Annotated in this window: 24 protein-coding genes and 2 pseudogenes; 20 read left to right on the top strand and 6 right to left on the bottom strand. The window is 71.9% G+C overall.

The genetic code is table 11. The features are described 5' to 3' along the window. The first annotated feature begins 4 nt into the window (after positions 1-4). Genes JO379_RS07495 through prcA form a run of 3 tightly spaced genes read left to right on the top strand, consistent with a single transcriptional unit; the run spans position 5 to position 2221 of the window. Complete coding sequence (locus JO379_RS07495) at positions 5-598, top strand: endonuclease VII domain-containing protein (RefSeq protein ID WP_130876984.1); 594 nt, start codon at positions 5-7, stop codon at positions 596-598. Then, on the top strand, positions 550-1395 hold the full coding sequence (prcB, locus tag JO379_RS07490) for a proteasome subunit beta (RefSeq protein WP_130876983.1): 846 nt from the start codon (positions 550-552) through the stop codon (positions 1393-1395). The genes JO379_RS07495 and prcB overlap by 49 nt, the downstream gene beginning before the upstream one ends. Before the next feature lie 49 nt (positions 1396-1444). Beyond that, complete coding sequence (gene prcA, locus JO379_RS07485; RefSeq protein WP_130876982.1) at positions 1445-2221, top strand: proteasome subunit alpha; 777 nt, start codon at positions 1445-1447, stop codon at positions 2219-2221. Between the two features lie 147 nt (positions 2222-2368). Here prcA and JO379_RS07480 read toward each other — a convergent pair whose 3' ends face one another. Then, positions 2369-3373, bottom strand: a complete 1005-nt coding sequence (locus JO379_RS07480) for a LacI family DNA-binding transcriptional regulator (RefSeq protein ID WP_130877087.1) — start codon at positions 3371-3373, stop codon at positions 2369-2371. A gap of 255 nt (positions 3374-3628) precedes the next feature. On the opposite strand from JO379_RS07480, the gene JO379_RS07475 reads away from it, so the two are divergent. From JO379_RS07475 to JO379_RS07420, 13 genes and pseudogenes are all read left to right on the top strand, one after another. Next, complete coding sequence (locus JO379_RS07475; RefSeq protein ID WP_130877086.1) at positions 3629-4888, top strand: MFS transporter; 1260 nt, start codon at positions 3629-3631, stop codon at positions 4886-4888. Positions 4889-4897: 9 nt separating this feature from the next. Beyond that, positions 4898-6259: a Pup--protein ligase gene (gene pafA, locus JO379_RS07470; RefSeq protein WP_130876981.1), complete on the top strand. Its 1362-nt coding sequence runs from the start codon at positions 4898-4900 to the stop codon at positions 6257-6259. A 161-nt stretch (positions 6260-6420) separates the two neighbouring features. After that, positions 6421-7431 carry an FKBP-type peptidyl-prolyl cis-trans isomerase gene (locus JO379_RS07465; protein ID WP_130876980.1) on the top strand — a complete coding sequence of 337 codons (1011 nt, stop codon included), beginning with the start codon at positions 6421-6423 and terminating at the stop codon, positions 7429-7431. A 67-nt stretch (positions 7432-7498) separates the two neighbouring features. Further along, a complete protein-coding gene (locus JO379_RS07460; RefSeq protein WP_130876979.1) occupies positions 7499-7873 on the top strand; it encodes an FKBP-type peptidyl-prolyl cis-trans isomerase in 375 nt (124 codons plus the stop codon). 116 nt (positions 7874-7989) lie between these two features. Beyond that, positions 7990-8103 (top strand): annotated as a pseudogene (locus JO379_RS34085) (WYL domain-containing protein); the annotation flags it as partial. 120 nt (positions 8104-8223) lie between these two features. After that, positions 8224-9063: pseudogene (locus JO379_RS07455) on the top strand (helix-turn-helix transcriptional regulator); the annotation flags it as partial. A gap of 71 nt (positions 9064-9134) precedes the next feature. Further along, a complete protein-coding gene (locus tag JO379_RS07450; RefSeq protein ID WP_130876977.1) occupies positions 9135-10097 on the top strand; it encodes a helix-turn-helix transcriptional regulator in 963 nt (320 codons plus the stop codon). Between the two features lie 35 nt (positions 10098-10132). Continuing rightward, positions 10133-10372: a hypothetical protein gene (locus JO379_RS07445; RefSeq protein WP_130876976.1), complete on the top strand. Its 240-nt coding sequence runs from the start codon at positions 10133-10135 to the stop codon at positions 10370-10372. 119 nt (positions 10373-10491) lie between these two features. Continuing rightward, entirely contained in the window at positions 10492-10701 is a 210-nt protein-coding gene (locus JO379_RS07440) for a hypothetical protein (RefSeq protein ID WP_130876975.1), read from the top strand. 227 nt (positions 10702-10928) lie between these two features. Beyond that, positions 10929-11210: a Sec-independent protein translocase subunit TatA gene (gene tatA / locus JO379_RS07435; RefSeq protein WP_130876974.1), complete on the top strand. Its 282-nt coding sequence runs from the start codon at positions 10929-10931 to the stop codon at positions 11208-11210. Between the two features lie 83 nt (positions 11211-11293). Then, positions 11294-12250: a twin-arginine translocase subunit TatC gene (tatC, locus tag JO379_RS07430; protein ID WP_245381407.1), complete on the top strand. Its 957-nt coding sequence runs from the start codon at positions 11294-11296 to the stop codon at positions 12248-12250. Positions 12251-12393: 143 nt separating this feature from the next. After that, positions 12394-13365, top strand: coding sequence for a diacylglycerol kinase (locus JO379_RS07425; RefSeq protein WP_130876973.1), 972 nt, complete (start codon positions 12394-12396; stop codon positions 13363-13365). A gap of 45 nt (positions 13366-13410) precedes the next feature. Next, complete coding sequence (locus tag JO379_RS07420; RefSeq protein WP_130876972.1) at positions 13411-16239, top strand: DEAD/DEAH box helicase; 2829 nt, start codon at positions 13411-13413, stop codon at positions 16237-16239. Positions 16240-16341: 102 nt separating this feature from the next. Here the strand turns inward: JO379_RS07420 and JO379_RS07415 are convergent, their stop codons facing one another. The 4 genes from JO379_RS07415 to JO379_RS07400 all read right to left on the bottom strand — a co-directional run bounded on the left by JO379_RS07415 (position 16342) and on the right by JO379_RS07400 (position 19939). Further along, positions 16342-17283: an ADP-ribosylglycohydrolase family protein gene (locus tag JO379_RS07415; RefSeq protein WP_209514395.1), complete on the bottom strand. Its 942-nt coding sequence runs from the start codon at positions 17281-17283 to the stop codon at positions 16342-16344. A gap of 101 nt (positions 17284-17384) precedes the next feature. Then, positions 17385-18026: a hypothetical protein gene (locus tag JO379_RS07410; protein ID WP_209514393.1), complete on the bottom strand. Its 642-nt coding sequence runs from the start codon at positions 18024-18026 to the stop codon at positions 17385-17387. Positions 18027-18105: 79 nt separating this feature from the next. Beyond that, positions 18106-18954 carry a siderophore-interacting protein gene (locus JO379_RS07405; protein WP_209514391.1) on the bottom strand — a complete coding sequence of 283 codons (849 nt, stop codon included), beginning with the start codon at positions 18952-18954 and terminating at the stop codon, positions 18106-18108. A gap of 79 nt (positions 18955-19033) precedes the next feature. Further along, positions 19034-19939: a 5'-3' exonuclease gene (locus tag JO379_RS07400; RefSeq protein WP_130877084.1), complete on the bottom strand. Its 906-nt coding sequence runs from the start codon at positions 19937-19939 to the stop codon at positions 19034-19036. 289 nt (positions 19940-20228) lie between these two features. Here JO379_RS07400 and JO379_RS07395 point away from each other — a divergent pair, with 289 nt between their 5' ends. The 3 genes from JO379_RS07395 to JO379_RS07385 all read left to right on the top strand — a co-directional run bounded on the left by JO379_RS07395 (position 20229) and on the right by JO379_RS07385 (position 24000). After that, a complete protein-coding gene (locus JO379_RS07395; RefSeq protein ID WP_130876968.1) occupies positions 20229-21341 on the top strand; it encodes a quaternary amine ABC transporter ATP-binding protein in 1113 nt (370 codons plus the stop codon). Further along, positions 21334-23145: an ABC transporter permease/substrate binding protein gene (locus JO379_RS07390; protein WP_130876967.1), complete on the top strand. Its 1812-nt coding sequence runs from the start codon at positions 21334-21336 to the stop codon at positions 23143-23145. The genes JO379_RS07395 and JO379_RS07390 overlap by 8 nt, the downstream gene beginning before the upstream one ends. Positions 23146-23259: 114 nt before the next feature. Beyond that, positions 23260-24000: a helical backbone metal receptor gene (locus JO379_RS07385; RefSeq protein ID WP_130876966.1), complete on the top strand. Its 741-nt coding sequence runs from the start codon at positions 23260-23262 to the stop codon at positions 23998-24000. Here the strand turns inward: JO379_RS07385 and JO379_RS07380 are convergent. Next, positions 23927-25084, bottom strand: coding sequence for a TDT family transporter (locus JO379_RS07380; RefSeq protein ID WP_130876965.1), 1158 nt, complete (start codon positions 25082-25084; stop codon positions 23927-23929). The genes JO379_RS07385 and JO379_RS07380 overlap by 74 nt on opposite strands. 70 nt (positions 25085-25154) lie before the next feature. Between JO379_RS07380 and JO379_RS07375 the strand changes: the two genes are divergently transcribed. Then, positions 25155-26111, top strand: coding sequence for a LysR family transcriptional regulator (locus JO379_RS07375; RefSeq protein WP_130876964.1), 957 nt, complete (start codon positions 25155-25157; stop codon positions 26109-26111). Positions 26112-26124: the final 13 nt, after the last annotated feature.

Here is a 26124-nt window from a genome sequence, read left to right as displayed (position 1 = left end):
GGTAATGTCCGAATTGCATCCAGGAAAGAAATGCTCCCGATGCAAGCGGACGTTGCCTCGTGATGCCTTCGCCTCCAACCAATCGATCAGTGACGGCCTTCAGTCGTACTGCCGAGTGTGCTCTGCCGACTACTACAAGCGGCGTCAGGAAGCCAAGGGGCGCGTGGTGCGGGTTAAGGTGCCCGTTCCGCGGGGGCACAAGCGGTGTCCACAGTGCGAGAAGGTGAAGCCGCACAGTGAGTGGGAGCGAAACAAGACATCTTCGGACGGCTGGTCGAGCTACTGCCGCGAGTGTCGGGCGGGGCGTAACCGGGATAGCTGCTTCCGCCGCAAGTACGGCTTGAGTCAGGACCAGTTGCGTGACTTGGTGAAGCGGCAGGGCGGTGTGTGCGTGATCTGTCTCGTTGCCCCGGCCGAGCATGTGGATCATGATCACGAGACGGGTAAAGTCCGGGGCGTACTGTGCTTCAACTGTAATTCGGCACTCGGCAAGTTGAGAGATGATCGTGGCGCGATGCGTCGGGCGATCGCTTATCTGGAAGGAAACGCGTGGAAGCCAACACTCGTAGCATCGGGCGTCTGCCGGCTGCCTTCCTGACGCCCGGCTCGTCGTCCTTCATGGACTTCCTCGGTACGCACCAGCCGGACCTGCTGCCGGGCAATCGGCAGCTGCCTCCGCTGAAGGGCGCCGTCGAGGCGCCGCACGGCACGACGATCGTCGCCGCGTCCTTCCCCGGCGGTGTGGTGCTCGCCGGCGACCGGCGGGCGACGATGGGCAATGTCATCGCGCAGCGGGACATCGAGAAGGTCTTCCCGGCCGACGAGTACTCGGCCGTCGGCATCGCCGGCACGGCCGGGCTGGCCGTCGAGATGGTCAAGCTCTTCCAGCTCGAGCTCGAGCACTTCGAGAAGGTCGAGGGCGTCCAACTCTCCCTGGAGGGCAAGGCGAACCGGCTGTCCACCATGATCCGCAGCAATCTCGGCATGGCCATGCAGGGCCTCGCCGTGGTGCCGCTCTTCGCCGGCTGGGACGTCGATCGCAACAAGGGTCGCATCTTCTCCTACGACGTGACCGGCGGGCGCTCCGAGGAGCACGGCTTCGCGGCGACCGGCTCCGGCTCGGTCTTCGCGCGCGGTGCGCTGAAGAAGCTCTTCCGGGAGAACTTGACGGAGGATCAGACCACCACGCTCGTCGTCCAGGCGCTGTACGACGCGGCCGACGACGACTCGGCGACCGGTGGGCCCGACCTCGCCCGCCGTATCTATCCGATCGTCACCGTCATCACCGACGAGGGGTTCCGGAAGCTGACCGACGCCCAGTGCGCCGAGGTCGTCCGCGCGATCCACGAGCGGCGCCTGCAGGAGCCGGACGGTCCGCGGGCCGCACTGCTCTGACGCCCTACGGAACCTTTACCCGCCACTGACAGAAAGGGACGGACAGCCGGTGTCGACGCCGTTCTATGTCTCACCCCAGCAGGCCATGGCCGACCGCGCCGAGTACGCCCGCAAGGGCATCGCCCGCGGCCGTAGCGTCGTCGTACTCCAGTACACCGACGGCGTTCTCTTCGTCGCCGAGAACCCGTCCCGCGCCTTGCACAAGGTCAGCGAGATCTACGACCGCATCGCCTTCGCCGCGGTGGGGAAGTACAACGAGTTCGAGAACCTGCGGATCGGCGGGGTGCGCTACGCCGATCTGCGCGGCTACACCTACGACCGCGACGATGTGACGGCCCGCGGTCTCGCGAACGTCTACGCCCAGACGCTGGGCACGATCTTCTCCAGCGCCGCGGAGAAGCCCTACGAGGTCGAGCTGATCGTCGCCGAGGTCGGGCCGGGCCCCGAGGACGACCAGATCTACCGGCTGCCGCACGACGGCTCGATCGTCGACGAGCACGGATCGGTCGCGGTCGGTGGCAACGCCGACCAGATCAGCAGCTATCTCGACCAGCGGCACCGGGACGGGATGACCCTCGCCGAGGCGCTCAAGCTCGCCGTCGAGTCGCTCACCCGTGACAACAACGGCGGTGAGCGCACGCTGACCGCCGAGCAGCTCGAGGTGGCGGTCCTGGACCGGACGCGACCGCAGCAGCGGAAGTTCAAGCGGCTGCTGGGCCGTCAGCTCTCGCGTCTGCTCGAGGGGCACGCCACGGATGTGAGCGTCGACGAATCGGAGGAGGCGGCTCCCGGGCCGGGGGCGGACGAGGCGCCGGGCGCGTCCTAGGACGGCGGTGCCCTCGAACGCCGGACGGGCTGGTTGGCTGAGTTCAGCCAAAACCAGCCCGTCCGGCGTTCGAGGACGTGCCCTCAGGGCGCCCGCCGCCGCAGGCGGCAAAGACGTGCCCGCAGTCGCAGACACGCCGGACGCCGCCTAGCCCGCCGTTACTCCCTCGCCAGTGCGAGCGCCATCGTGGGAGGACGAGCCCCGGGCGATGAGCTCCACCGGCAGCGTCGTGGGGGCGGCGGGCCGGCCGTCCAGGACGGTCATCAGGGCCCGCATGCCCGCCTCGCCCACGGCCTCGGCCGGCAGCCGCACCGTCGTCAGTTCCGGCTCGACGGCCGTCGCCAGCGGAAGATCGTCGAAACCGGTCACCGAGACGTCGTCGGGCACGCGCAGCCCCAGCCGCCGGGCCGCCTTGCAGGCGCCCGCCGCCAGGATGTCGCTGTCGCAGATCAGCGCGGTGGGCCGCGGCCCGGGGCCGGTCAGGGCCCGCTCGGCGGCCGCCCGGCCCGCCCGCACATCGAGGGCCGCGGGCTCCGTCGTCAGACCCGCGTCCGCGACCCCGCTCAGGGTGCCGGCCAGCGCCCGGGCCCGTTCGTGGAAGGTCCAGGAGTCGACGTCGGCCGCGAGGTGGGCGAACCGGCGGTGGCCGAGCCCCAGCAGATACTCGGTGACCTGGCGCATGCCGTCGGCGATGTCGAGGTTGACGGTCGCCGACGCCTCCGTCCGCCCGGGGTCGCTGTCGAGCATGACCAGCGGCAGATCGCCGTCGCGGATGTCGGCCAGGGCATCCACCGCCATGGAGGAGGCGATGACGCCGTCGAGAGTCGCGCGGGCGGAGGCGAAGGGGTCACGGGCGGGCCCGATGCCCTCCGGGGAGGGGTAGAGGACCACACCGACGCCGTGCTCGGCCGCGGCCCGGGCGGCACCGGTGTAGACGCGGGCGAAGAATTCATTGGTGAGCGCGGGGACCACCAGCAGCGCCGTGCGGGTGCGGCCCAGCCGCAGATTGCGCGCCGCGAGATTCGGCCGGTAGCCCAGCTCCCGCGCGGCGGTGCGCACGGCCTCGGCGGTCCGCTCGGAGACCCGGCCGCGCCACTTGTCGCCCATGACCAGCGAGACGGTGGCCTGTGACACCCCCGCGGCGCGCGCCACGTCCCGGCTGGTGACCCGTGCGCGCGGCTGGCCCAGCTCCCGGACGTTCGGCCACCGCTCGTCACCGCGCGCCGCCGCCCGCCCGCGCCACGACCCCTGCTCTGTCTCCGCCACCGGTCCGCGCCCCTTTTCCCGTTCCCCGCCTGATTCCCGCCTCCCCGCGAGTGGACCCGCGGGTTGCCGACATGGTACGTATAACGCCGAAGGTTATACGTAAAACCCGAGGGTGTCTCGGTCAGCGAAGGTGGACAGATGATGGCGGCCGGCTACGGCGAAATGCTCAGGACGCGGCACGCGGCGCGCTTGCTCGCGGGCACGCTGGTGGGGCGGCTGCCGAGCGCCACCGCCGCTCTGGCGATCGTGCTCTTCGCCCGTGCGGAGGGCGGCAGCTACGCCCTCGCGGGCGCGCTGTCGGCCGTCTACGGCGTGGGCAACGCCATCGGCCAGCCGCTGCTGGGCCGGGCCGTGGACCTCTTCGGCCAGCCCCGGGTGATGCTGCCCTCCGCCGTGCTCTCCGCGCTCGGCATGGTGCTGTTCTGCCTGATCGGCCTGGAACCGCTGCCGCTGGCCTACGCGGCCATGGTCGTCGCCGGATTCTTCACCCCGCCCCTGGAGGGCGGTCTGCGCGCCCTGTGGCCGGACGTCCTCAAGCGCGAGGACCGCATCCACGCCGCGTACGCGCTCGACGCCATCGCCCAGGAGGTCATGTACGCGGTCGGCCCGCTGGCCGTCACCCTGATCGTCGCCGCCTGGTCCGAGGCCGCCGCGCTGCTCGTCATCAACGCGATAGGCGTCCTCGGCGCCCTGGCCGTGGTCACCTCCCCGCCCTCCCGCAAGTGGCGCAGCGCGCCCCGTGAGGCGCACTGGCTCGGGGCGCTGCGCTCGCGCGGGCTGCTCGTGCTGCTCGGCGCGTTCTTCTTCGTCGGCTCGGCCCTCGGCTCGATATCCGTGGCGTCGGTGGCGTACGCCGACGAGCACGGCGGCGGGATGGTCTCCAGCTATCTGCTGTCCGCCCTCGGTGTCGGTGCGCTCATCGGCGGTGTCGTCTACGGCGGCCGGCAGTGGGCGGGCGAGCCCGAGCGCCGGCTGCGGATGCTCGTCGCGGGCCTCGCGGTCTGCTATCTGCCGCTCCTGCTCGTCCCGGGCGTCGTCGCCATGACCGTGCTCGCCGGTGTGGCCGGAGTCTTCCTCGCGCCGTCGCTCGCGTGCGCGTTCGTCGTCGTGGACCGCCACGCGCCGCGCGGCACCGTCACCGAGGCCTTCTCCTGGCTGGTGACCGCCTTCGGTGTGGGCGCCTCGATCGGCATCGCCGTCGTCGGCCCGGCCGTGGAGTACGGCGGCTCGAAGGCCGGTTTCGCGGTCGCCGTCGGCGGCGGCGCGGTCGCCCTGCTGGTGCTCCTGGCGGCGCAGCGCTCCTTCGGACCGCCCGTCGCCGTGGCCGAAGCCGGTGCGTTGCCGGAAAATGATCGAATCGGTGCTGTCGAACCCGGTTTCAGCGCAGGGCATCAGGCGTAATGTTCAGACATGGATCGCCGCATTTTCGGGCTGGAGAACGAGTACGGCGTCACGTGCACGTTCAGGGGACAGCGCCGACTGTCACCTGACGAAGTGGCGCGCTACCTCTTCCGCCGTGTCGTTTCCTGGGGCCGCAGCAGCAATGTCTTCCTGCGGAACGGCGCCCGCCTCTATCTGGACGTGGGATCGCACCCGGAATACGCAACACCCGAGTGCGACAACGTGATCGAGCTGGTCACGCACGACAAAGCGGGCGAGCGCATTCTCGAAGGTCTGCTCGTCGACGCCGAGCGCCGCCTGCACGAGGAGGGGATCGCGGGCGACGTCTATCTGTTCAAGAACAACACGGACTCCGCCGGAAACTCCTACGGATGCCATGAGAACTACCTCGTGGCCCGGCACGGGGAGTTCTCCCGGCTGGCGGACATCCTCATCCCCTTCCTCGTCACCCGGCAGTTGCTGTGCGGGGCGGGGAAGGTGCTCCAGACCCCGCGCGGCGCGGTGTACTGCGTCAGCCAGCGCGCCGAGCACATCTGGGAAGGCGTCAGTTCCGCCACCACCCGTTCGCGCCCGATCATCAACACCCGGGACGAGCCGCACGCGGACGCCGAGCGCTACCGCCGGCTGCACGTCATCGTCGGCGATTCGAACATGTCCGAGACGACCATGCTGCTGAAGGTCGGTGCCACCGATCTCGTCCTGCGCATGATCGAGGCGGGCACCGTGATGCGGGACCTGACCCTGGAGAATCCCATCCGGGCCATCCGCGAGGTCAGCCACGACACCACCGGCACCCGCAAGGTGCGCCTGGCCAGCGGCCGGGAGGCCTCCGCCCTGGAGGTCCAACAGGAGTACTACGAGAAGGCCGTGGACTTCTGCGAGCGCCGGGGCATCCGCACCGGCACGGTCGAGCGCGTCCTGGAGCTGTGGGGCCGCACGCTGGAGGCCATCCGGGACGAGGACCTGGACCGGATCGCCACCGAGATCGACTGGGTGATGAAGTACCAGCTGATCGAGAAGTACCGCGCGAAGAACAACATCACCATGTCGCATCCGCGGGTCGCCCAGATAGATCTGGCCTACCACGACATCCACCGCCGCCGGGGGTTGTACTACCTCCTGGAGCGGCGCGGCCAGGCCGCCCGGGTCTGCAACGACCTCAAGATCTTCGAGGGCAAGTCCGTGCCTCCGCAGACCACCCGGGCCCGGCTGCGCGGCGACTTCATCCGCCGTGCGCAGGAGCAGCGCCGGGACTTCACGGTCGACTGGGTGCATCTCAAGCTCAACGACCAGGCGCAGCGCACGGTGTTGTGCAAGGACCCCTTCCGGTCGGTGGACGACCGGGTGGAGAAGCTGATCGCCGGCATGTGAGCCCGGGCTCCGCATGAAGGTTGTATGAGAGTGGTACGAGCGCGGTCGGTGCCGGGCCCCGGGGTCCGGCATCCGACCGTGTCGGGCAGGGTTGATCGACAGAGCACAAGCCGTAAAGTGGCGGACACTGCCAAGCCACCCCCCTAGCCCGAGTTGGACTGATGCTGCAATTCCTCGGGGGCCGACCCCCGCTCTCTCGCTCGTACTCGAAGAACCCGCGTCGCTTCGCCGTCGCGTTGGCCGTGCCCGCCCTGCTCTTCGCCGCCACGGCGTGCGGGTCGGAGGACGGTGGCTCCTCCGACGCGCAGGTGAAGGTGGAGGGGAAGTTCGGCGAGAAGCCCGAGATCTCCACCCCCAAGGACGCGAAGCCCGCCGACAAGCTCGTCGTCAAGACGATCACCGAGGGCTCGGGCGAGAAGGTGGAGAAGGGCGGCTTCGTGCGGCTCGACTTCGCCGGGCAGACCATGAAGGACAACAAGTCCCTCGGCGGCACCTGGACGACCCAGCCGGGCGCCAAGGGCCCCCGGCGCCAGATGGTGGCCCAGGTCGGCCAGCCCAGCCAGGAGATGCCCGCCAAGGTGCTGGACGAGGTGATCGGCAAGAAGGCGGGCACCCGCTTCGAGGTCGAGGGCACGGCGAAGGCGCTGATCGGTGATCAGCTCAACCCGCAGGCGGGCGTCAAGCCGGAGGACGGCCTGGTGTGGGTGATCGACGTCGTGGCGACGAAGAAGATCGACCCCAAGAGTGAGGTCAAGGGCGACCAGGCCGCCCCGGCCGCGGGCATGCCCGAGGTGAAGTACACCTCCCAGAAGGCCGCGAGCATCACCATCCCCAAGGGGGAGAAGGCGCCGACCGACCTCAAGGAGCAGGTGCTGATCAAGGGCAGCGGCCCGGAGGTCAAGGCGGGCGACGGCCTGATCGCGCAGTACACCGGTGTGAAGTGGGAGAACGGCGAGAAGTTCGACTCCTCCTGGGACCACAACGGCGCTACGGCCTTCCAGATCGGCACCGGCTCGGTCGTCCAGGGCTGGGACAAGGGCCTGGTCGGCAAGCGCGTGGGGGACCGGGTCGAGCTGGTCATCCCGCCGAAGCTGGGCTACGAGGGCCAGCCGCAGAGCGGTCTCGACAAGAACACGCTGGTCTTCGTCGTGGACATCGTGGGCAAGGTCTGACCGACCCGGGTCGGAGATCTGCCAGAATTGCACGGTTGTCTGCAAGATTCTTTCGTAGGAGCACTCCGTGAGCATCGACAAGCCCGAGATCGACTTCCCCGAGGGCGAGCCGCCGGCCGACCTTGTGATCAAGGACATCTGGGAGGGCGACGGCGCTGTCGCCAAGGCCGGCGACTTCGTCAAGGTCCACTACGTGGGCGTGGCGTTCTCCACCGGCGAGGAGTTCGACGCGAGCTGGAACCGTGGCAACCCGCTGGAGTTCAAGCTGGGTGCCGGCCAGGTCATCCCGGGCTGGGACCAGGGCGTCCAGGGCATGAAGGTCGGCGGCCGCCGCCGGCTGACCATTCCCGCGCACCTCGCCTACGGCGACCGTGGCGCGGGCGCCGGTCTGATCGCCCCGGGCGAGACGCTGATCTTCGTCTGTGACCTGATCGCGGTCTGAGACGGTCGTAAGTGAAGGCCGAGGGCCCATGCCTCCTGGCATGGGCCCTCGGCTTTTGCCGTACGACGCGCGAGCGGTACGGTCAACGGTTGAGAGCACAAGTAGAGAGGGCGTCGATGGCGATTGCCAAGGCCGAGCGGCTGATGAACCTGGCGCTGTGCCTGTTGGGCACCCGCCGGCCGCTCAGCAAGCGGGAGTTGCGGGGCTCGATCGAGGCTTACCTCGAAGCCTTCGGGCCGGGAAACGCCGCGGCCTTCGGGCCGGGGAGCGCCGCGCCTGCCGGTCAGCCGGGGGAGTCCGGGCCGGAGGCCGTCGCCGGCTCCGCACCGGGCAAGCGCTCCGGGGCGGGCAGCTCCGAGGATGCCTTCAACCGGATGTTCGAGCGCGACAAGGACGATCTGCGCGAGCTGGGCCTGATCATCGAGACCGTCGAGGGCATCGACGGGGAGATCGGCTATCTCGCCCGCCGTGACAGCAACCGGCTGCCTCCGATCACTCTCGACGTGGAGGAGGCCGCCGCCCTGGGCCTGGCCGCGAAGGTCTGGCAGCAGGCCCGGCTCGCGGGTGCCGCCAGTGGCGCGCTGCAGAAGCTGCGGGCGGCCGGGATGCCGCTCGCGGAGGACACGTACGAGAGCCAGAGCGCCCTCGAGCCGCGCATCCCCGTGCACGAGGCGGCCTTCGAGCCGCTGATGCTCGCCGCCCGTGACCGCCGGACCGTCGTCTTCGACTACCACAAGGCCAACGCCGCCCGTCCCGAGCAGCGGCACGTCGAGCCGTGGACCCTGGAGTGCTGGCGCGGCCACTGGTACCTGGCCGGCTGGGACCGGGACCGGGGTGCCGAGCGGGTCTTCAGGCTCTCCCGGATCACGGGGAAGGTCCGTTCGCGGGCCGTGCCGTTCACCGTCCCGGTGCCGGACCACGTCACCGTCCGCGAGACGGTCGAGAGCTGGTCGGGCGAGACGGCCACCCGTACCGCCCGGATCACCGTGCGGGCCGGCCACGGCTATCCGCTGCGGGCCCGTGCCACCGTCACCCGGGATCTGGGCGACGGCTGGGACGAGCTGGAGATTCCGTACGGGCACGGGCTGGACGCGTGGCTGGTGGAGTTCGGTCCCGATGTGAAGGTGCTCGAACCGGCCGAGCTGCGGGCCGATGTCCTCGACCGGCTGCGCGCCGTGGCCAAGGGCTGACACCGGCGCACCCGAGCGGGACCAGTTCGGACCAGAGTTGACCAGAGTGGAAGGGCACGGACCGACTTCTTATGGCCGGCAACGCCATTGACCAGACCCGGCGGATGCTTTCGCTGGTGACCTATCTGCGCGAGCGCCCCGGCGCCCGTGTCACCGATGTGGCCCGCGCCTTCGGCATCACCGAGGACGAGCTGATCGGTGACCTCGACGTGCTGCCGATGTGCGGGACGAGCTTCCGCGGCGGCGACCTGCTGGACATCGACACCGACGGCGACCGCATCTGGTGGCACAACCCCGACGCCTCGGGCACCAGCACGGGCGAGCCGCTGCGGCTGGCGGCCGACGAGGCCACCGCGCTGCTGGTGGCCGCGCGCGCCGTCGCCACCCTCCCCGGGCTGCGCGAGGGCGACCGGCAGGCCCTGCTGCGCGCCACCGCCAAGCTGGAGGCCGCGGCCGGGGAGGCCGCGGGCGCCAGCTCCCGCCTCTCGGTCACCTTCGAGTCCGAGGGCGGGGTCTTCGCGGACGTCGACCGGGCCATCGCCGAGCGCCGCCGGCTGTGGCTGCGCTACTACTCGCCCGCGCGGGACGAGCTCACCGAGCGCGAGGTCGACCCGATCCGGCTGTTCGCCGTGGGCCACACCTACATGGAGGCGTGGTGCCGGCTCTCGGAGGCCCGCCGCACCTTCCGGCTCGACCGGGTCGCCGAGATCAGGCTGCTCGACGAGCCCTCCGACCCGCCGCCGGTCGAGCTGCGCGATCTGTCCGAGAGCCTGGTGCAGCCCGCGGCCGAGGACCCCGAGGTGGTCGTCGAGGTCGGCCCCGGCGGGCGCTGGGTCGCCGAGTACTACCCCCACGACAGCGCCGAGGAGCTGCCCGACGGCGGACTGCGGATCACGCTGCGCACCCCCGACCCGGCCTCGCTGCGCCGGCTGGCGCTGCGGCTCGGCCGGGACGGGCGGATCGTCTCCCCGCTCGCGCTGGCCGACAGCGCGCGGGACGCGGCCCGCGAGGCGCTCGCGGCGTACGGAGAGTAGGAGGGCGGGTCCAGGTGAAAGCGACAGGGGACGTGATGAACGTGAGGACCACGGCCGCCGCCGTCTTCAAGGCGGCCTGCCCCGACTGTCGGGGATGCTTCGAGCTGGCCGCGGGTGCGCTGCGGCTGGCGATCGGGGCCAGCCACCGGACCACCTTCTACTCCTTCACCTGTCCGGACTGCGGCTCCGCGGTCCGCAAGCCGGCCGGGGAGCGGATCGTGGAGCTGCTGACCGGTGGCGGCGTGCGGACGCTGCGGCTGCACTCGACGGTGTGACCCGCGACTTCCAGCCGGCTCCCGGCTCTTTCCCGCCCGTTTCGCGTCCCTTTCCGGCGGTGCCCCCGCCTCGCCGCCGGTCCTTTTCCGCCCGATAGGCTCCTCCCATGCTCTGGCCCATGCTCTGGCCCATGCTCGCCATCGCCCTCGCCTTCTGCGGCATCGCCGTGCTGGGTGTCCTCGCCGCACGGGTGTTCGTCGAAGTGCGCCGGCTGGCCCGGCAGGTGGCGACGAGTTCGCAGCGCATCACCCGCGCCGCCGAGGACCTCGAACGGGCCGCGACCCCGCTCGCCGCGCAGACCGCGCACACGCTGCGTCAGGACGGATGACCGTAGGTCAGCGGGCTCGCACGGCCCCTGCTGGGGTTTCGGACCGGGCGGTAGTCTGGTCCGGATGGCCCTGAGGCGAGGCGCAGGGTCACGTACGGGAGTACGCACAGGGATTGCCCAGCGTTTACCCCTGCGCGTTACGATCGCTGACGTACGCCTGGTGGACATATGTCCGATCAGTCGGCCAGCCCCACACCCATGCCGCTTCGGTGAGAAGGTAATCGCTTATGTTCGGAAGGCTCGGCGCCCCCGAGATCATTCTCATTCTCGTCGTCATCGTCCTGCTGTTCGGTGCGAAGAAGCTTCCGGACATGGCGCGCTCCCTCGGCAAGTCCGCCCGGATCCTCAAGAGCGAGGCCAAGGCCATGAAGTCCGAGGGCCAGGACAACGCCTCCGCCCCGGCCGACCCGCCGGCCACCGCCACGCCTCGTACGATCAAGGCCGCTCCCGGTGATGTCGCCGGTGCCCGCCCGGTGACCGAGCCGAGCGACCGCACCACGCAGCACTGAGCAGCCGTACAGACCCAGCACTGACCGAGGGATCGGGCCGGCCGTCCTTGGCGTCCGCCTGCCGCACGAGATAGGGACGTGGGTTGCTCAAGTCTGCCCGCAAGAAGGAGAAGGACCCCGAGGGGCGGATGCCGCTCGCGGAGCACCTGCGGGAACTGCGGAACCGCCTGGCGAAGGCGGTGCTGGCCATTGTCGTGGTGGCGCTCCTCGCCGCGTTCTACAACACGCAGCTCATGGACTTCCTGTCCAGCCCCGTTCCCAAGTGCCCCGACCGCGACCTGGCCCAGAGCCACGGCGGCAACTGCGCGGTCCTGACGTTCAACTCCTTGGGAGCGCCGTTCGGGACGGTGGTGAAGGTGTGCCTGCTCGCGGGCGTCACGATCTCCTCCCCGGTCTGGCTCTACCAGCTGTGGGCGTTCCTCGCCCCCGGTCTGCACAAGAACGAGAAGAAGTACACGGTCGCCTTCGTGGCGACGGCCGCTCCCCTCTTCGTCGCGGGCGCCTACCTCGCCTACCTGATCATGCCCATGAGCATGCGGGTGCTGCTCAGCATCACCCCGGAGACCGCGGCCAACACCCTCAGCCTGAACGACATCCTCGACTTCACGGTCCGGATGATCCTGGTCTTCGGCCTGGCCTTCGAGCTGCCCCTGATACTCGTCATGATGAACATGGTGGGCATGGTCACGGGCAAGACCATGGCCACGTGGTGGCGCGGCGTCGTGATGGGCATCTTCGTCTTCGGCGCGATCGCCACGCCCAGCACCGATCCGTTCGGCATGTGCATCCTCGCCGTTCCGATCATCATTCTGTACTTCTGCGCCGTCGGGTTCTCCCTCCTCAACGACAAGCGGCGGGCCAGGAACAACCCCGACGCCCTGCTCGACGACGACGAGGCGTCCCCGCTGGACCTCACCCCGCTGCCCCTCGGCGACTCCGAGCCGATGCCGGCCCTCCCGGGGCAGGCCGGGGCCGGTTCGAGCGGTGACGCGGGCGGCGAGCGGCCCACCCGCCGGGGCGGCTACGACGACGTGACCTGATCCGGGCGCGGACGGCCGACGGACACCGACGCCGCGGGGCGGTCGCAAGGACGGCGACCGCCCCGCGGCGTTCGCGCGCCCGGCGGTCGCAAGGTCTCGGCCAGGCGGTCGGCGGGCCGCCGACGAGCCGGTAGTGTCCCGGCGTGACCAGCGACATCACGCTCTTCGTCAACCCCACGGCGGGCCGCGGCCGGGGCGCCCGCGCCACCCGGCCCGCCGCCCGGGTGCTCCGCGCCGCGGGCTTCGGTGTCCGTACGGTCCTGGGCGAGGACGCGCCCGACGCCCTGCGACGGGCACGGCAGGCGGTCGCGGCCGGTACGGACGCGCTGATAGCCGTCGGCGGGGACGGCGTGGTCTCCCTCGCCCTCCAGGCCGTCGCCGGGACCACGACCCCCCTCGGGGTGGTGGCCGTCGGCACCGGCAATGACTTCGCCCGCGCGTGCGGCCTGCCCGTCCGCGACCCCGAGGCGGCGGCCCGGATCGTCGCGGGCGCCCTCAAGGAGGACGGCGGGCGGCCCGTCGATCTCGGCAGGGTGGTCCGCGGCGACGGCACCGGCCCGAGTGGCTCCATGGACGCCGGCACCTGGTTCGGCACCGTGCTCGCCTCCGGCTTCGACTCCCGGGTCAACGACCGGGGCAACCGCATGCGCCTGCCCATCGGGCGGCTGCGCTACGACGTGGCCGTGCTGGCCGAGCTGGCGGCGCTGCGCCCCCTCCCGTACCGGATCCGCCTCGACGACGGGCCGTGGCAGCAGGTGGCGGCGACCCTGATCGCGGTCGGCAACGGCGATTCCTACGGCGGCGGCATGCGCATCTGCGGGGACGCGCGCATGGACGACGGGCTCTTCGACATCACGATCGTCGGCCCCTGCAGCCGCTCGACCCTGCTGAAGGTCTTCCCCCGGGTGTACAGGGGCACCCACCTCGACCACCCCCGGGTGACCGTGCACCGGGCGGCGAAGGTGACGCTGGAGGCCGCCCCCGACGGCCCCCTCCGCACCGGCCGCGCGGCAGGCCCCGGCATCACCGGATACGCCGACGGCGAGCCGCTCGGACTACTGCCGCTCACCGCCGAGACGGTGCCCGGGGCCGTGCGGCTGCTGGGAGCTCAATAAAGATCGGGTGCGCTGTCAGGGGTCCCCGGTAGGCTCGTACACAAGATGACCGACGACACCATGTCCCCTGCTGAGCGCTACGCCCTGTCCCGGGTGCGCGCCGCGGAGCAGGCCACCGCGCTCGCTCCCTTCCGCGAGATGTACGACTTCGAGCTGGACCCCTTCCAGATAGAGGCCTGCCGGGCCCTGGAAGCCGGGAAGGGAGTGCTGGTCGCGGCGCCGACCGGCTCCGGCAAGACCATCGTGGGCGAATTCGCCGTCCACCTGGCCCTGTCCCAGGGCCGCAAGTGCTTCTACACCACCCCCATCAAGGCGCTGTCGAACCAGAAGTACAGCGACCTCGTCAAGCGCTACGGCGCCGACAAGGTCGGCCTGCTCACCGGCGACAACAGCGTCAACGCCGACGCCCCGGTGCTCGTCATGACCACCGAAGTGCTGCGCAACATGCTCTACGCGGGCTCCCAGGCGCTGGCCGGCCTCGGCCATGTGGTGATGGACGAGGTGCACTACCTCTCCGACCGCTTCCGCGGCGCCGTCTGGGAAGAGGTCATCATCCACCTCCCGGATTCGGTGACCCTGGTCTCCCTGTCGGCCACCGTCTCCAACGCCGAGGAGTTCGGCGACTGGCTGGACACGGTGCGCGGCGACACCGAGGTGATCGTCTCCGAGGAGCGGCCCGTCCCCCTCTGGCAGCACGTGCTGGCCGGCCGGCGGATGTACGACCTCTTCGAGGAGGAGACCGATCACGGCGGCCGCGGTGCCGCCCGGCGTGAGGTCAACCCCGACCTGCTGCGCATGGCCCGCATGGAGAACAGCCGCACCTACAACCCGCGCGAGCGCCGCCGCGGCAAGATGGTGCGCGAGGCCGACCGCGAGCGGGAGCGCCGTCAGCGCAGCCGGATCTGGACCCCCGGCCGCCCCGAGGTCATCGAGCGGCTCGACTCCGAGGGCCTGCTGCCCGCCATCACCTTCATCTTCAGCCGCGCGGGCTGCGAGGCGGCCGTGCAGCAGTGCCTGTACGCGGGCCTGCGGCTCAACGACGACACGGCCCGGGCCAGGGTCCGGGAGATCGTCGAGGAGCGCACCGCCGCCATCCCCGACGAGGACCTGCACGTCCTCGGATACTTCGAGTGGCTGGAGGGCCTGGAGCGGGGCATCGCCGCGCACCACGCCGGCATGCTGCCGACCTTCAAGGAGGTCGTCGAGGAGCTCTTCGTCAAGGGCCTGGTCAAGGCCGTCTTCGCCACCGAGACCCTCGCCCTCGGCATCAACATGCCCGCCCGCACCGTCGTGCTGGAAAAGCTCGTCAAGTGGAACGGCGAGCAGCACGCCGACATCACCCCCGGCGAGTACACCCAGCTGACCGGCCGCGCCGGGCGGCGCGGCATCGACATCGAGGGCCACGCCGTCGTGCTCTGGCAGCGCGCCATGGACCCCGACGCGCTCGCGGGCCTCGCCGGTACGCGCACCTACCCCCTGCGCTCCAGCTTCAAGCCGTCGTACAACATGGCGGTCAACCTCGTCTCGCAGTTCGGCCGGCACCGCTCGCGGGAGCTGCTGGAGACCTCCTTCGCCCAGTTCCAGGCCGACAAGTCGGTCGTCGGGATCTCCCGGCAGGTGCAGAAGAACGAGGAGGGCCTGGCGGGGTACCGCGAGGCCATCGAGTGCCACCTGGGCGACTTCGAGGAGTACGCGCGGCTGCGCCGCGAGCTGAAGGACCGCGAGACCGAGCTGGCCAAGCAGGGCGCCAACCAGCGCCGGGCCGCCGCAGCGGCCGCGCTGGAGAAGCTCAAGCCCGGTGACGTCATCCACGTCCCCACCGGAAAGTTCGCGGGGCTGGCCCTGGTACTGGATCCCGGTCTGCCCGCCGGGCGCACCGACCCCCGCCGCGGCTACGACCCGCACGACGGGCCGCGCCCGCTCGTCCTCACCGCCGAGCGGCAGGTCAAGCGGCTCGCCGCGATCGACTTCCCGGTGCCGGTCGAGGCGCTGGAGCGGATGCGGGTGCCCAAGTCCTTCAACCCGCGCAGCCCGCAGTCGCGCCGCGACCTGGCCTCCGCGCTGCGCACGAAGGCCGGGCACATCGAGCCCGACCGGCACCGCAAGCAGCGCTCCGCCGCCGCCGACGACACCGAGATCACCCGGCTGCGCACGGCCCTGCGCGCCCACCCCTGCCACGGGTGCAGCGACCGGGAGGACCACGCCCGCTGGGCCGAGCGCTACCACCGCCTGCAGCGCGACACCCGCCAGCTGGAGCGCCGCATCCAGGGCCGGACGAACACCATCGCCCGCACCTTCGACCGCATCTGCGCGCTGCTGACCGACCTCGGCTATCTGCGGGCCGACGAGGTGACCGACGACGGCCGCCGGCTGGCGCGGCTCTACGGCGAGCTGGACCTGCTGGCCTCCGAGTGCCTGCGCGACGGCGTCTGGGACGGCCTGGGGCCGGCCGAGCTGGCGGCCTGCGCCTCGGCCCTGGTGTACGAGGCCCGCGCGGCCGACGACGCGGTGGCGCCGAAGCTGCCCACGGGCGCCGCGAAGGACGCCCTCGGCGAGATGGTCCGGATCTGGGGCCGGCTGGACGCCCTGGAGGAGGAACACCGGATCAACCAGGCGGAGGGCGTCGGCCAGCGCGAGCCCGATCTCGGCTTCGCGTGGCCCGCGTACCGCTGGGCGTCGGGGCACGGGCTGGACGAGGTGCTCCGCGAGATCGAGATGCCCGCGGGCGACTTCGTGCGCTGGACCAAGCAGCTGATCGACGTCCTCGGACAGATCGCCGCGGCGGCCCCCCAGGGCAGCCCGGTCGCGCGCAACGCCCGCAAGGCGGTCGACGGTCTGCTGCGTGGGGTCGTCGCGTACTCGTCCGTGGGCTGAGCCTGCCTGTTGCCTGTCCGGCGGATTTCGGGTGGCAGGCCGTGTTTGCCGCCTGCGGAGGCGGGCGCCCTGCGGGCGCGTCCTCAATCGCCGGACGGGCTTTCAACCCGTCCGGCGACTGGGCTGCGCCAACTGTTCGGCGAGCCGCAAAAATTCGGGCAGACGCAGGACCCGGTCCCCGAAGCCCGGCAGCGGCAGATGCAGGGCCGCCGTCCATCGCTCGGGGATCGCCTCATAGCCGTACACCGCCCCGGCCAGGCCGCCCGTGACCGCCGCGACGGTGTCCGTGTCGCCGCCGAGGTCGATGGCCGCGCGCAGCGCGTCCTCGAACGAACCCGTCGTCCGTACCGCCCACAGGGCCGAGCCGAGGCAGGGCCAGACCGCGCCGTTGACCTCCGTGGCGTCCGCGGGGTGCCAGCCGGGGGCCAGGGCCGTCGCCCAGCGGGCGCGGTGATCGGCCTCGACGGCGGCGAGGGCGTCGGGCACGGCGGCCGACAGGTCGCCGCCGTCGAGCGCGACGCGCACCAGGTCGTGGAAGACGGCGGTGCCCTCCCCGGTGGCGGGATCGCCGTGGGTGAGGGCCGAGATGCGGCGGGCCGCGTCCATGGTCGCCGCACGCCCGGCGCCCGCGAAGTGGACGGCCGAGGTGGCGGCGCGCATCAGGGAGCCGTTGCCGGCGGCGCGCACATTGATCCGGAAGTGCAGGGCCGCGGCCCGGTCCCAGGGCTGACCGTTGGTGAGGACGTCCTCGGTCTGCAGGCCGATGTCCTTGGGGGAGCCCGCCGCCCACCGCTGGAAGCGCCCGAAGATGTCGGGCAGGTCCAGCCCGCCCCGTTCGACGAGGGATTCGCCGACGAGGACGGCCATCTGTGTGTCGTCGGTGGCCTCACCGGGATCCCAGCCGCCGCCCCCGCACATCTGCCCGCGGCCGTCGGGGAAACGGGCGGTGTACGCGCCGGGCGGCCCGAACTCGAAGGGTGCGCCGAGCGCGTCCCCGACCGCCGAACCGACGACGGCCCCGATGGCCCTGCTGCTGCGATCCATCCGCGGACGCCCCTTCCCTCGATGATCCGGTCATCATGCCGCACGCCGGAAGCCCGGCGCCGGGCGATGACCGGACGCACCGCCGGGGCCGGCCGCGGCCCTTACGCGGAGGTGCCGGGGCCGCTGCCGCCGGTGCCCGGGGCGCGTCGGCGCCGGGCCAGGGCGTACGTACCGGCGGCGGCCAGTACGGCGGCACCGACGCCCACGCCGGCCACCGTGCCGACGCCGAAGCCGCCCTCGTCGTCGTCCTCGCCGTCCTCGTCGTCCTCCGCGCCCAGGGCGGACTCGCTGGTCTTGTCCTTGACCTCGTCGTAGTCCTTCGGGCCGGCGCAGAACTCGCGGTTGCCGGGGTCCATTTCGGCCACCACGGTCAGATCGACGGTGTCCACGGCCTCGCCCTGGCCGTGGTCCTTCAGCTCCACCGGATACGTGCCGGGCTTGATGTCGCAGAGGACCATGCCCCGCCCCGAAGCGCGGGGCGTGCCGTCCTTGCCCTCGCGGAACTCCTCCGCCTTGATCTTGACCGGTTCGACGAAGGCGGGTGATTCGAGGGTCACGTAGCCCTTGTCGTCGTCGAGCGTGGCCTCTTCGATCGTCACGACGAACTCGGCCTCACGGCCGCGCTGGGTGGGATCGCTGTTCGAGACGGTCCAGTAGGGGTCCTCCGCCGAGGCGCCCGCGGCACAGGTGAGGACGAGGGCCGCGGCGGCCACGCTCGTGAGGGCTATCCGGACACGCTTCATGGGCCGAGGATATCCGTGACCTGGGGCCGCTCCCCGCCCAGGAGCCGGAGGCGGCGGCGCCGCTGTTGTCCGCCGCGGATCAGGCCGTGGATCCTGCCTCTTGTTCCGCCTCCACCTGCTGGTTCCACTCGCGCTTCGAGGCCTGCCAGCCGTCCTCGTCGTGACCGCGACGCCAGTAGCCGGAGATGGACAGGCGCTCGCGCGGCACCTCGCGCTCCATGCGCAGATGGCGGCGCAGTTCCTTCACGAAGCCCGCCTCGCCGTGCACGAAGGCCTGCACGTCGCCGGGCGGGAACGCGAGCGCGCGCACGGCCTCGACGAGGGCGTCGCCGACGGGTGCCGCGCCGCGGTGCAGCCAGGTGATCTCGACGCCCTCGGGCAGGGTCAGCTTCTGCTCGTCGGCCGCGTCCGCGACCTCGACGAAGGCGGTGACGCGGGCGCCCGCGGGCATCCGCTCCAGGGCGGCGGCGATCGCGGGCAGCGCGCTCTCGTCACCGGCCAGCAGATGCCAGTCGGCGGCCGGGTCGGGGGAGTAGGCGCCGCCCGGGCCGAGGAAGTAGATCTCCGCGCCCGCCTGGACGCCCGCGGCCCAGGGGCCGGCCAGGCCCTCGTCGCCGTGGACCACGAAGTCCACCGCCAGCTCGCGCGTGGCGGGGTCCCAGGAGCGCACGGTGTAGGTGCGGGTGCTGGGCCACTGGTCGCGGGGAAGGTCGCGGCGGATGACCTCCATGTCGAACGGCTCGGGGTAGCTGACGCCCGGGACGGGGAAGAGCAGCTTGACGTAGTGGTCGGTGTGCTCGCCGGCGGTGAAGTCCGCCAGCCCGTCGCCGCCGAGGACCACGCGCACCATGTGGGGGGTCAGCCGCTCGGTGTGGATCACACGCGCGCGGTGGAGCATCGGCTTCTTGCGAACGGGACGGTCTGCCATGGATGTCTCCCCTGAACACTGCTAAGTAAGGTACGCCTAACCTAACAGCTCTTCCGGTGGAAACGGTGGGAATAGGGGCTCAGCGGGCGAGAACGGTGACCAGCCGCTGCAGGGACCCGCCCAGACCCCAGCGCTCCGCGAGGGCGAGCAGCGCCTCCGGGTCGCGCGGGACGTGCGGCAGCCTGGCGTCGAAGGGGGCCAGCGACACCTCGGAGGCGACGCGCACCACCTTCGGCGCGACCGCCAGATACGGCCGGGCCTCGTCCAGCCGCTTGCGCTGGGTGGGGGTGAGCCTGCTCGCCGGGTCGTCGACCGCCGCCATGATCCCGGCCAGGTCGCCGTAGGCGGCCAGCAGCTTCGCGGCCGTCTTCTCGCCGACCCCCGGCACGCCCGGCAGTCCGTCGCTGGGGTCGCCGCGCAGCAGCGCCAGGTCGGCGTAGCCGGGCCCGTCCACCCCGTACTTCTCCCGCAGCAGCGCCTCGTCGACGATCTGGAGCGTGCCGACGCCCTTGAGCGGATACAGCACCCGCACCCCGCGCCGGTCGTCGACGAGCTGATAGAGGTCGCGGTCGCCGGTGACGATGTCCACCGGGCCCGTCGCCCGCCCGGCGAGCGTGCCGATCACATCGTCGGCCTCGAAGCCGCGCGCGCCCACGCGGGCGATGCCGAGCGCGTCGAGCACGCTGTCGATGACCGGCACCTGGGGGGAGAGGGTGTCGGGGATCTCCTCCTCGTCCGGCGCGCCGGTGAGCTCCTCCGCGACCCGGTGCGCCTTGTACGACGGGATCAGCTCGACCCGCCACTCCGGCCGCCAGTCGAAGTCCATGCAGGCCACGAGGTCGTCGGGGTGATGGTCCTGGACGAGCCGGGCGATGAAGTCCAGCAGGCCGCGCACCGCGTTCACCGGGGTGCCGTCGGGGGCGCGGACCGAGTCGGGCACCCCGAAGTAGGCGCGGAAGTACAGGGAAGCGGTGTCGAGGAGCATCAGGCGTCGCGTCACGGGGTCGATGATGCCGCACGCCTGTGACAGCCGGTCGCAGGCCCACCGCCCCCGCCCGCCCCGGACGGGCCCGAGTGTGAGGCCGGTCACTGTTCGGTTTGCGGTGAATGCGCCTGGGCAGGCGCGGCACTGGAGCGGACCCCGGTCACACGCGACTCATGCGTTACCCGGGCGCGCGGACCGATACCGCACCGCTCCACGGCCCGTCACCCGCCATGCGGGGGCGCCCCACCGGGGGCGGCGGACCGTCCTGAGTTCGACCCGAGAGGTGTATGTGTCCAGGCTGCACGTCGAGCACTTGTACAAGGTGTTCGGCAGACGACCCGAAGCCGCCGTGAAGCGGCTCGAGAGCGGCACCGGCCGCGACGAGCTGCGCGCCGACGGCACCACCGCGGCGGTCATCGACGCCTCGTTCGATGTCGAGGCGGGTCAGATCTTCGTGGTCATGGGCCTTTCCGGATCCGGCAAGTCCACGCTGCTGCGCATGCTGAACGGACTGCTGGAACCGACCGCCGGGCGCGTGCTCTTCGACGGTCAGGACCTGACCGCGCTGCCCCCCGCCGAGCTGCGCTCGGTCCGCTCCCGGAAGATCAGCATGGTCTTCCAGCACTTCGCCCTCTTCCCGCACCGCAGCGTGCTGGAGAACGCCGCGTACGGCCTGGAGGTGCAGGGCGTGCCCCGCGCGGAGCGCGAGAAGCGCGCCACCGAGGCCCTGGAGCTCACCGGCCTCAAGGGCTGGGAGACCTCCTGGCCCGACGAGCTGTCCGGCGGCATGCAGCAGCGCGTGGGCCTCGCCCGCGCGCTCGCCACCGACGCCGACCTGCTGCTGATGGACGAGTCCTTCAGCGCGCTCGACCCGCTGATCCGCCGCGACATGCAGGACCAGCTGCTGGAGCTGCAGACGCGGCTGAAGAAGACCATCGTCTTCATCACCCACGACCTCAACGAGGCCATGCGCCTCGGTGACCGGATCGCGGTCATGCGCGACGGCCGGATCGTGCAGAACGGCACCGCCGAGGACATCCTCGTACGGCCCGCCAACGACTACGTCGCCTCCTTCATCCAGGACGTGGACCGCTCCCGGGTCCTCACCGCCGGATCGATCATGGACGAGCCGGACAGTGCCCGGGCGGCCGACGGCACCACCCGCAGCGCGCAGGACGTCCTCGACGCCGCGCCCGCGACGGTGGACGCCGACACCCCCGTCGCCGAGCTGTTCACCCCCTTCTCGCACAGCGGCGACATGGTCGCCGTCACCGATGCCGACGGCACGCTGACCGGGGTCGTCACCCGCGACCGGATGCTGGCCGCGCTCGGCGACCAGCCGCGAGGCCGGCAAGCGCCCCTTGCGAAGGAGTCCGAGCAGGAGGTGACCGCCCGTGCCTAGGATCAACCTCGGTGACGGCGTCGAGAACGCCGTGGACTGGCTCCAGAACCACCTGGGCTGGCTGTTCGACTTCATCAACACCGTCCTGACCGGGATGTACGACGGTGTCGAGGCCGTGCTCGGCGCGCCCCACGCGCTGCTCATGGCCGGCATCCTGGCCGTCGTCGCCTGCTGGCTGCGCGGACTGCTCGCCGGTGTGTGCACCTTCGCCGGCATGGCGCTCATCGACTCCTTCGGCCTGTGGGACGAGGCGATGGCGACGCTGTCGCTGGTGCTCGTCGCCAGCGTCATCACCCTGCTGGCCGCCGTGCCGCTGGGCATCTGGGCGGCGCGCAGCCGCACCGTGAGCGGTGTGCTGCGGCCCGTGCTGGACGTCATGCAGACGATGCCCGCCTTCGTCTATCTGATCCCCGGCGTGATGTTCTTCTCCATCGGGCCCATCCCGGGTCTGATCGCGACCATCGTCTTCTCGATGCCGCCCGGCGTCCGGATGACCGAACTGGGCATCCGGCAGGTCGACGGCGAACTCGTCGAGGCCGCCCGGGCCTTCGGCACCACCCCGCGCGACACCCTCACCCGGGTGCAGCTGCCCCTCGCCCTGCCCACGATCATGGCGGGCGTCAACCAGGTGATCATGCTGGCGCTGTCCATGGTCGTCATCGCCGGCATGGCGGGCGCGGGCGGTCTCGGTGAGTCCGTGTACGCGGCCGTCACCCAGGTCCAGATCGGTGGCGGTGTCGAGAGCGGCCTCGCCGTCGTCGTCCTCGCCATGTACCTGGACCGGATGACCGGCGCCCTCGGCCAGCGGGTCTCCCCGATCGGCCGCCGGGCCGCCGCCAAGGCCGCCGCGTCGGTGCGGGGCCTGGCCTTCCTGCGCTACCGGCCCGGCACGGCGGTCGCCACCGTCGGCATCGTGGTCCTCGCGCTCGTCGCCGGCGGTATGAACCTCACCCACGGCGACGACCGGGAGACCACCGCGAGCGGTCCGAACGTCGGCCGGGGCAAGCAGATCAAGCTGGGCTACTTCCCGTGGGACGAGGCCGTCGCCTCCACCTACCTCTGGCAGAACATCCTGGAGGACCGGGGCTACAAGCCGACCGTCCAGCAGCTCGACCCCGGCCCGCTGTACACCGCGCTGGCCCAGGGCCAGATGGACGTGCAGTTCGACTCCTGGCTGCCCACGACCCACAAGCAGTACATGGACCGCTACCGCGACAAGCTCACCGACCTCGGCGCCTGGTACGGCCCGACGTCGCTGGAGCTGGCCGTGCCCGAGTACGTCAAGGACGTCGACTCGCTGGAGGACCTGAAGGGCAAGGGCGGGCAGTTCGGCGGGAAGATCGTCGGCATCGAGTCCAGCGCCGGGATGATGGGCACGCTGAACGACAAGGTGATGGGGGCGTACGGCCTGGACGGCGAGTACAAGGTGCTCTCGTCCTCCACCTCCTCGATGCTCGCCGGGCTGGACCGGGCGTACAAGAAGCAGGAACCGATCGTCACCACCCTGTGGTCCCCGCACTGGGCGTACGGGAAGTACAAGCTGAAGAAGCTCAAGGACCCCAAGGGTGCCTGGGGCAAGGGCGAGGAGATCCACGCCGTCGCCAAGAAGGACTTCGGCTCGGACTTCCCCGACGTCACCCGGTGGCTGAAGAAGTTCAAGATGTCCGAGAAGGACCTCGCCTCGCTGGAGGTCGAGATCCAGAACGGCGGCAAGGGCAAGGAGAAGGAATCCGCCCGCCGCTGGATGGACAAGAACCCGGACGCGGTCGACAAGCTCGCACCGGTTGCCGGCGCGGCGTCGTAGCCCGGCGGGACAGCGGGGCGCCCTGCGGGCGCGTCCTCAATCGCCGGACCGGCTTGAACGAGCCGGTCCGGCGATTGAGGACCAAAGGGGCTCGTACGGACGTACGGTGGACGGATGGCCGGTCGCAGCGCCGTACGGCGCGTCGTCTCCCTCGTCCCCTCCCTCACCGAGGCCGTGGCCGCCGGTGCGCCCGAGCTGCTCGTCGGGGCCACCGACTGGTGCGAGCACCCCGCCGGGCTCGACGTCGTCCGGATCGGCGGCACCAAGAACCCCGACCTGGGGCGGATCGCCGCCCTCGCGCCCGACCTCGTCATCGCCAACGAGGAGGAGAACCGCGCCCCCGACCTCGGCGCGCTGCGCGCCGCCGGGCTGGAGGTGCTCGTCACCGAAGTCCGTTCGCTTCCCCAGGCGTTCAGGGAGCTGGAGCGGGTCCTGGTGCGCGGCTGCGGGCTGGCCCGGCCTACATGGCTGGGCGACGCGGAGGACGCGTGGCGGGACGTCACCGCCCCGGCCCCGCCCCGCCGGGCGGTGGTGCCGGTATGGCGGCGGCCGTGGATGGTCCTCGGCCGGGACACCTTCGCGGGCGACGTGCTCGCCCGGCTCGGTGTCGTCAATATCCACGCCGGGCACGGCGAGCGCTATCCGCGGATCCCGCTGGAGGAGCTGAACGCCTGCGGCGCCGACCTCGTCGTGCTGCCCGACGAGCCGTACCGCTTCAGCGCCGACGACGGCCCGGAGGCGTTCCCCGGGCTGCCGTCGGCGCTGGTCAGCGGCCGTCATCTCACATGGTACGGACCGTCGTTGACCCGGGCACCGCAGGTGCTGGGAGCGGCGCTCGCAGCAGCCGGCCGCTGAGCAGCCCCCGCAGCGTGCCCGCCGCCGCGACGGCCCACGCCACGACGAGCAGGACGTAGAGCCCGGCCGCGAGGCCGGTGAAGGCGGTCAGCCCGGTGTGGCGGGCGAGTCCCGCGGCGCCCGTCACACACGTGCCGACGGGGAAGGTGAAGCCCCACCAGGTCATGGCGAAACGCATCCCGCCCCGGAAGGCGCGCACCGTCATGGCCGTGGCGAGCGCGAGCCACAGCAGCGCGAAGCCCATCACCGGGACGCCGTACAGCACGGCGAAGGAGGCCGCCGCGTGCGCGTGGGGCGCGGCGACGGCGCCGGGGGCCGCGTCGGCGAGGTTGCCCACGGCGGTCGTCGACTGGCCCAGCGGGCCGAGCACGAGGAAGAGCGTCGGGGTCAGGGCCAGCGGCAGCGGGCCGTGGTGCACGAGCCGGCCGAAGACGGCCGGCAGCATCAGCAGGACCGCCAGCAGGCTCATGCCGAACAGCGCGTAGCAGCCCAGCAGCATGGCCTCCCGCCACTGCCCGGCGGGCAGCCGCGGCACCAGGGCCGGGCCGAGCGCGGCGGACACCATGGGGGCGACGACCGGCAGCAGCCACACCGGGGAGGCGGTGCCCGGCGCTATCGAGTGCCGGGTCACCATCAGGTACGGAATGCCCGCCGCCGCGGCCAGCCCGATCAGCGTGCCGCCCACCCAGAGCACGGCGTCGACGGCCACCGCCGCGGGTTCGCCGATGACGTCCGCCCCCACCGAGAGCGTGGCACCGCCGACGGCGAGGAGCGCCATCGCCAGGCAGCCGTAGAACGGGGCGACGGCCGGATCGGCCAGATGCCGCCTGGCCTGGTCGGCATGGCGCCCCCAGTGCGCGGCCCGCGCGGCGAGGAGCACGATCAGGGCCAGCGCGGCCAGGGCCCACACCATCTCCAGCGCCCCGCGCAGACCGGGCACCCGCACGGGCAGTGCCGCCCCGGACGCGGCCACGATCGCGGTGCCCATCACGGCGGCGTACCAGTTCGGCCCGAGGTGCCGGACCCCTGGGCGGGGCCGAGGCAGGACGAGCGGACTGGGACGCGGGTGCGTGAGCGTGGTCATGGTTCAACGGTGCGGCCCGCGCGGGGCTGCCACCAGGGACCACGGACCTATGAGGGCATAAAGTGGCTTTATGAGCGAAGCGGGTGCGGGCAGCGGACGGGCACCGTCGGGGACCACCGCCACGCCCGGCGGGACGCTCGCGCACCGGGTGCCGGACCTCGGGGCGCTGGAGCTGCTGCTCGCCGTGGCGCGGCTGGGGAGCCTCGGGCGGGCGGCGCGGGAGCTGGGCATCACCCAGCCGGCCGCCAGCAGCCGGGTGCGGACCATGGAGCGGATGCTCGGCGTCGCGCTCGTCGAGCGGTCCCCGCGCGGCTCCCGGCTGACCGACGCCGGGGTACTCGTCACCGACTGGGCCCGGCGGATCGTGGAGGCGGCCGAGGCCTTCGACGCCGGGGCGCAGGCGCTGCGGGGCCGCCGGGACTCGCGGCTGCGGGTGGCGGCCAGCATGACCATCGCGGAGTACCTGCTGCCGGGCTGGCTGATCGCCCTGCGGACGAGGCGGCCCGGCACGGCGGTCTCGCTGTTCGCCGGGAACTCGTCCGCCGTCGCCGAACGGCTGCTGGCCGCCGAGGCCGATCTCGGCTTCGTGGAGGGCCTGGCCGTGCCGCCCGGCCTGGACGGCGCGGTCATCGGCCACGACCGGCTCGTGGTCGTCACCGCGCCCGGCCACCCGTGGGCCCGCCGCCGCACCCCGCTGGACGCGGCGGAACTGGCGGCGACCCCGCTGATCCTCCGCGAGCGCGGCTCGGGCACCCGGCAGGTCCTGGACGCGGCGCTGGCCTCGCAGGGGGGCGTGGCGGAGCCGCTGCTGGAGCTGGCCTCGACGACCGCCGCCAAGGCGGCCGTCGTCAGCGGCGCCGGCCCCTCGGTCCTCAGTGAACTGGCCGTCGGCGAGGAGCTGGCGGCCCGCCGGCTGGTGGAGATCCCGGTGCCGGGCGTCGGCCTCCGCCGCGATCTGCGTGCCGTCTGGCCCACGGGCCACCGCCCCACGGGCCCGGCCCGGGACCTTTTGGGGCTGACGCGCTGAGCCCGGCCCGTCC

Origin of the sequence: Streptomyces syringium, from assembly GCF_017876625.1 — a bacterium.
Classification (GTDB): Bacteria; Actinomycetota; Actinomycetes; order Streptomycetales; family Streptomycetaceae; genus Streptomyces; species Streptomyces syringius.
Note: the sequence above shows the minus strand (reverse complement) of the source record. Positions and strands in the feature narration are given on the sequence as shown.

Excerpts from the sequence above, each read along its gene's own strand:
- JO379_RS07495 (WP_130876984.1), top strand. The coding sequence starts at position 5 with ATGTCCGAATTGCATCCAGGAAAGAAATGCTCCCGATGCAAGCGGACG.
- JO379_RS07475 (WP_130877086.1), top strand. The coding sequence starts at position 3,629 with ATGGCGGCCGGCTACGGCGAAATGCTCAGGACGCGGCACGCGGCGCGC.
- pafA (WP_130876981.1), top strand. The coding sequence starts at position 4,898 with ATGGATCGCCGCATTTTCGGGCTGGAGAACGAGTACGGCGTCACGTGC.
- JO379_RS07465 (WP_130876980.1), top strand. The coding sequence starts at position 6,421 with ATGCTGCAATTCCTCGGGGGCCGACCCCCGCTCTCTCGCTCGTACTCG.
- JO379_RS07450 (WP_130876977.1), top strand. The coding sequence starts at position 9,135 with ATGGCCGGCAACGCCATTGACCAGACCCGGCGGATGCTTTCGCTGGTG.
- JO379_RS07445 (WP_130876976.1), top strand. The coding sequence starts at position 10,133 with ATGAACGTGAGGACCACGGCCGCCGCCGTCTTCAAGGCGGCCTGCCCC.
- JO379_RS07440 (WP_130876975.1), top strand. The coding sequence starts at position 10,492 with ATGCTCTGGCCCATGCTCGCCATCGCCCTCGCCTTCTGCGGCATCGCC.
- tatA (WP_130876974.1), top strand. The coding sequence starts at position 10,929 with ATGTTCGGAAGGCTCGGCGCCCCCGAGATCATTCTCATTCTCGTCGTC.
- JO379_RS07420 (WP_130876972.1), top strand. The coding sequence starts at position 13,411 with ATGACCGACGACACCATGTCCCCTGCTGAGCGCTACGCCCTGTCCCGG.
- JO379_RS07415 (WP_209514395.1), bottom strand. The coding sequence starts at position 17,283 with ATGGATCGCAGCAGCAGGGCCATCGGGGCCGTCGTCGGTTCGGCGGTC.
- JO379_RS07410 (WP_209514393.1), bottom strand. The coding sequence starts at position 18,026 with ATGAAGCGTGTCCGGATAGCCCTCACGAGCGTGGCCGCCGCGGCCCTC.
- JO379_RS07405 (WP_209514391.1), bottom strand. The coding sequence starts at position 18,954 with ATGGCAGACCGTCCCGTTCGCAAGAAGCCGATGCTCCACCGCGCGCGT.
- JO379_RS07400 (WP_130877084.1), bottom strand. The coding sequence starts at position 19,939 with ATGCTCCTCGACACCGCTTCCCTGTACTTCCGCGCCTACTTCGGGGTG.
- JO379_RS07385 (WP_130876966.1), top strand. The coding sequence starts at position 23,260 with ATGGCCGGTCGCAGCGCCGTACGGCGCGTCGTCTCCCTCGTCCCCTCC.
- JO379_RS07380 (WP_130876965.1), bottom strand. The coding sequence starts at position 25,084 with ATGACCACGCTCACGCACCCGCGTCCCAGTCCGCTCGTCCTGCCTCGG.
- JO379_RS07375 (WP_130876964.1), top strand. The coding sequence starts at position 25,155 with ATGAGCGAAGCGGGTGCGGGCAGCGGACGGGCACCGTCGGGGACCACC.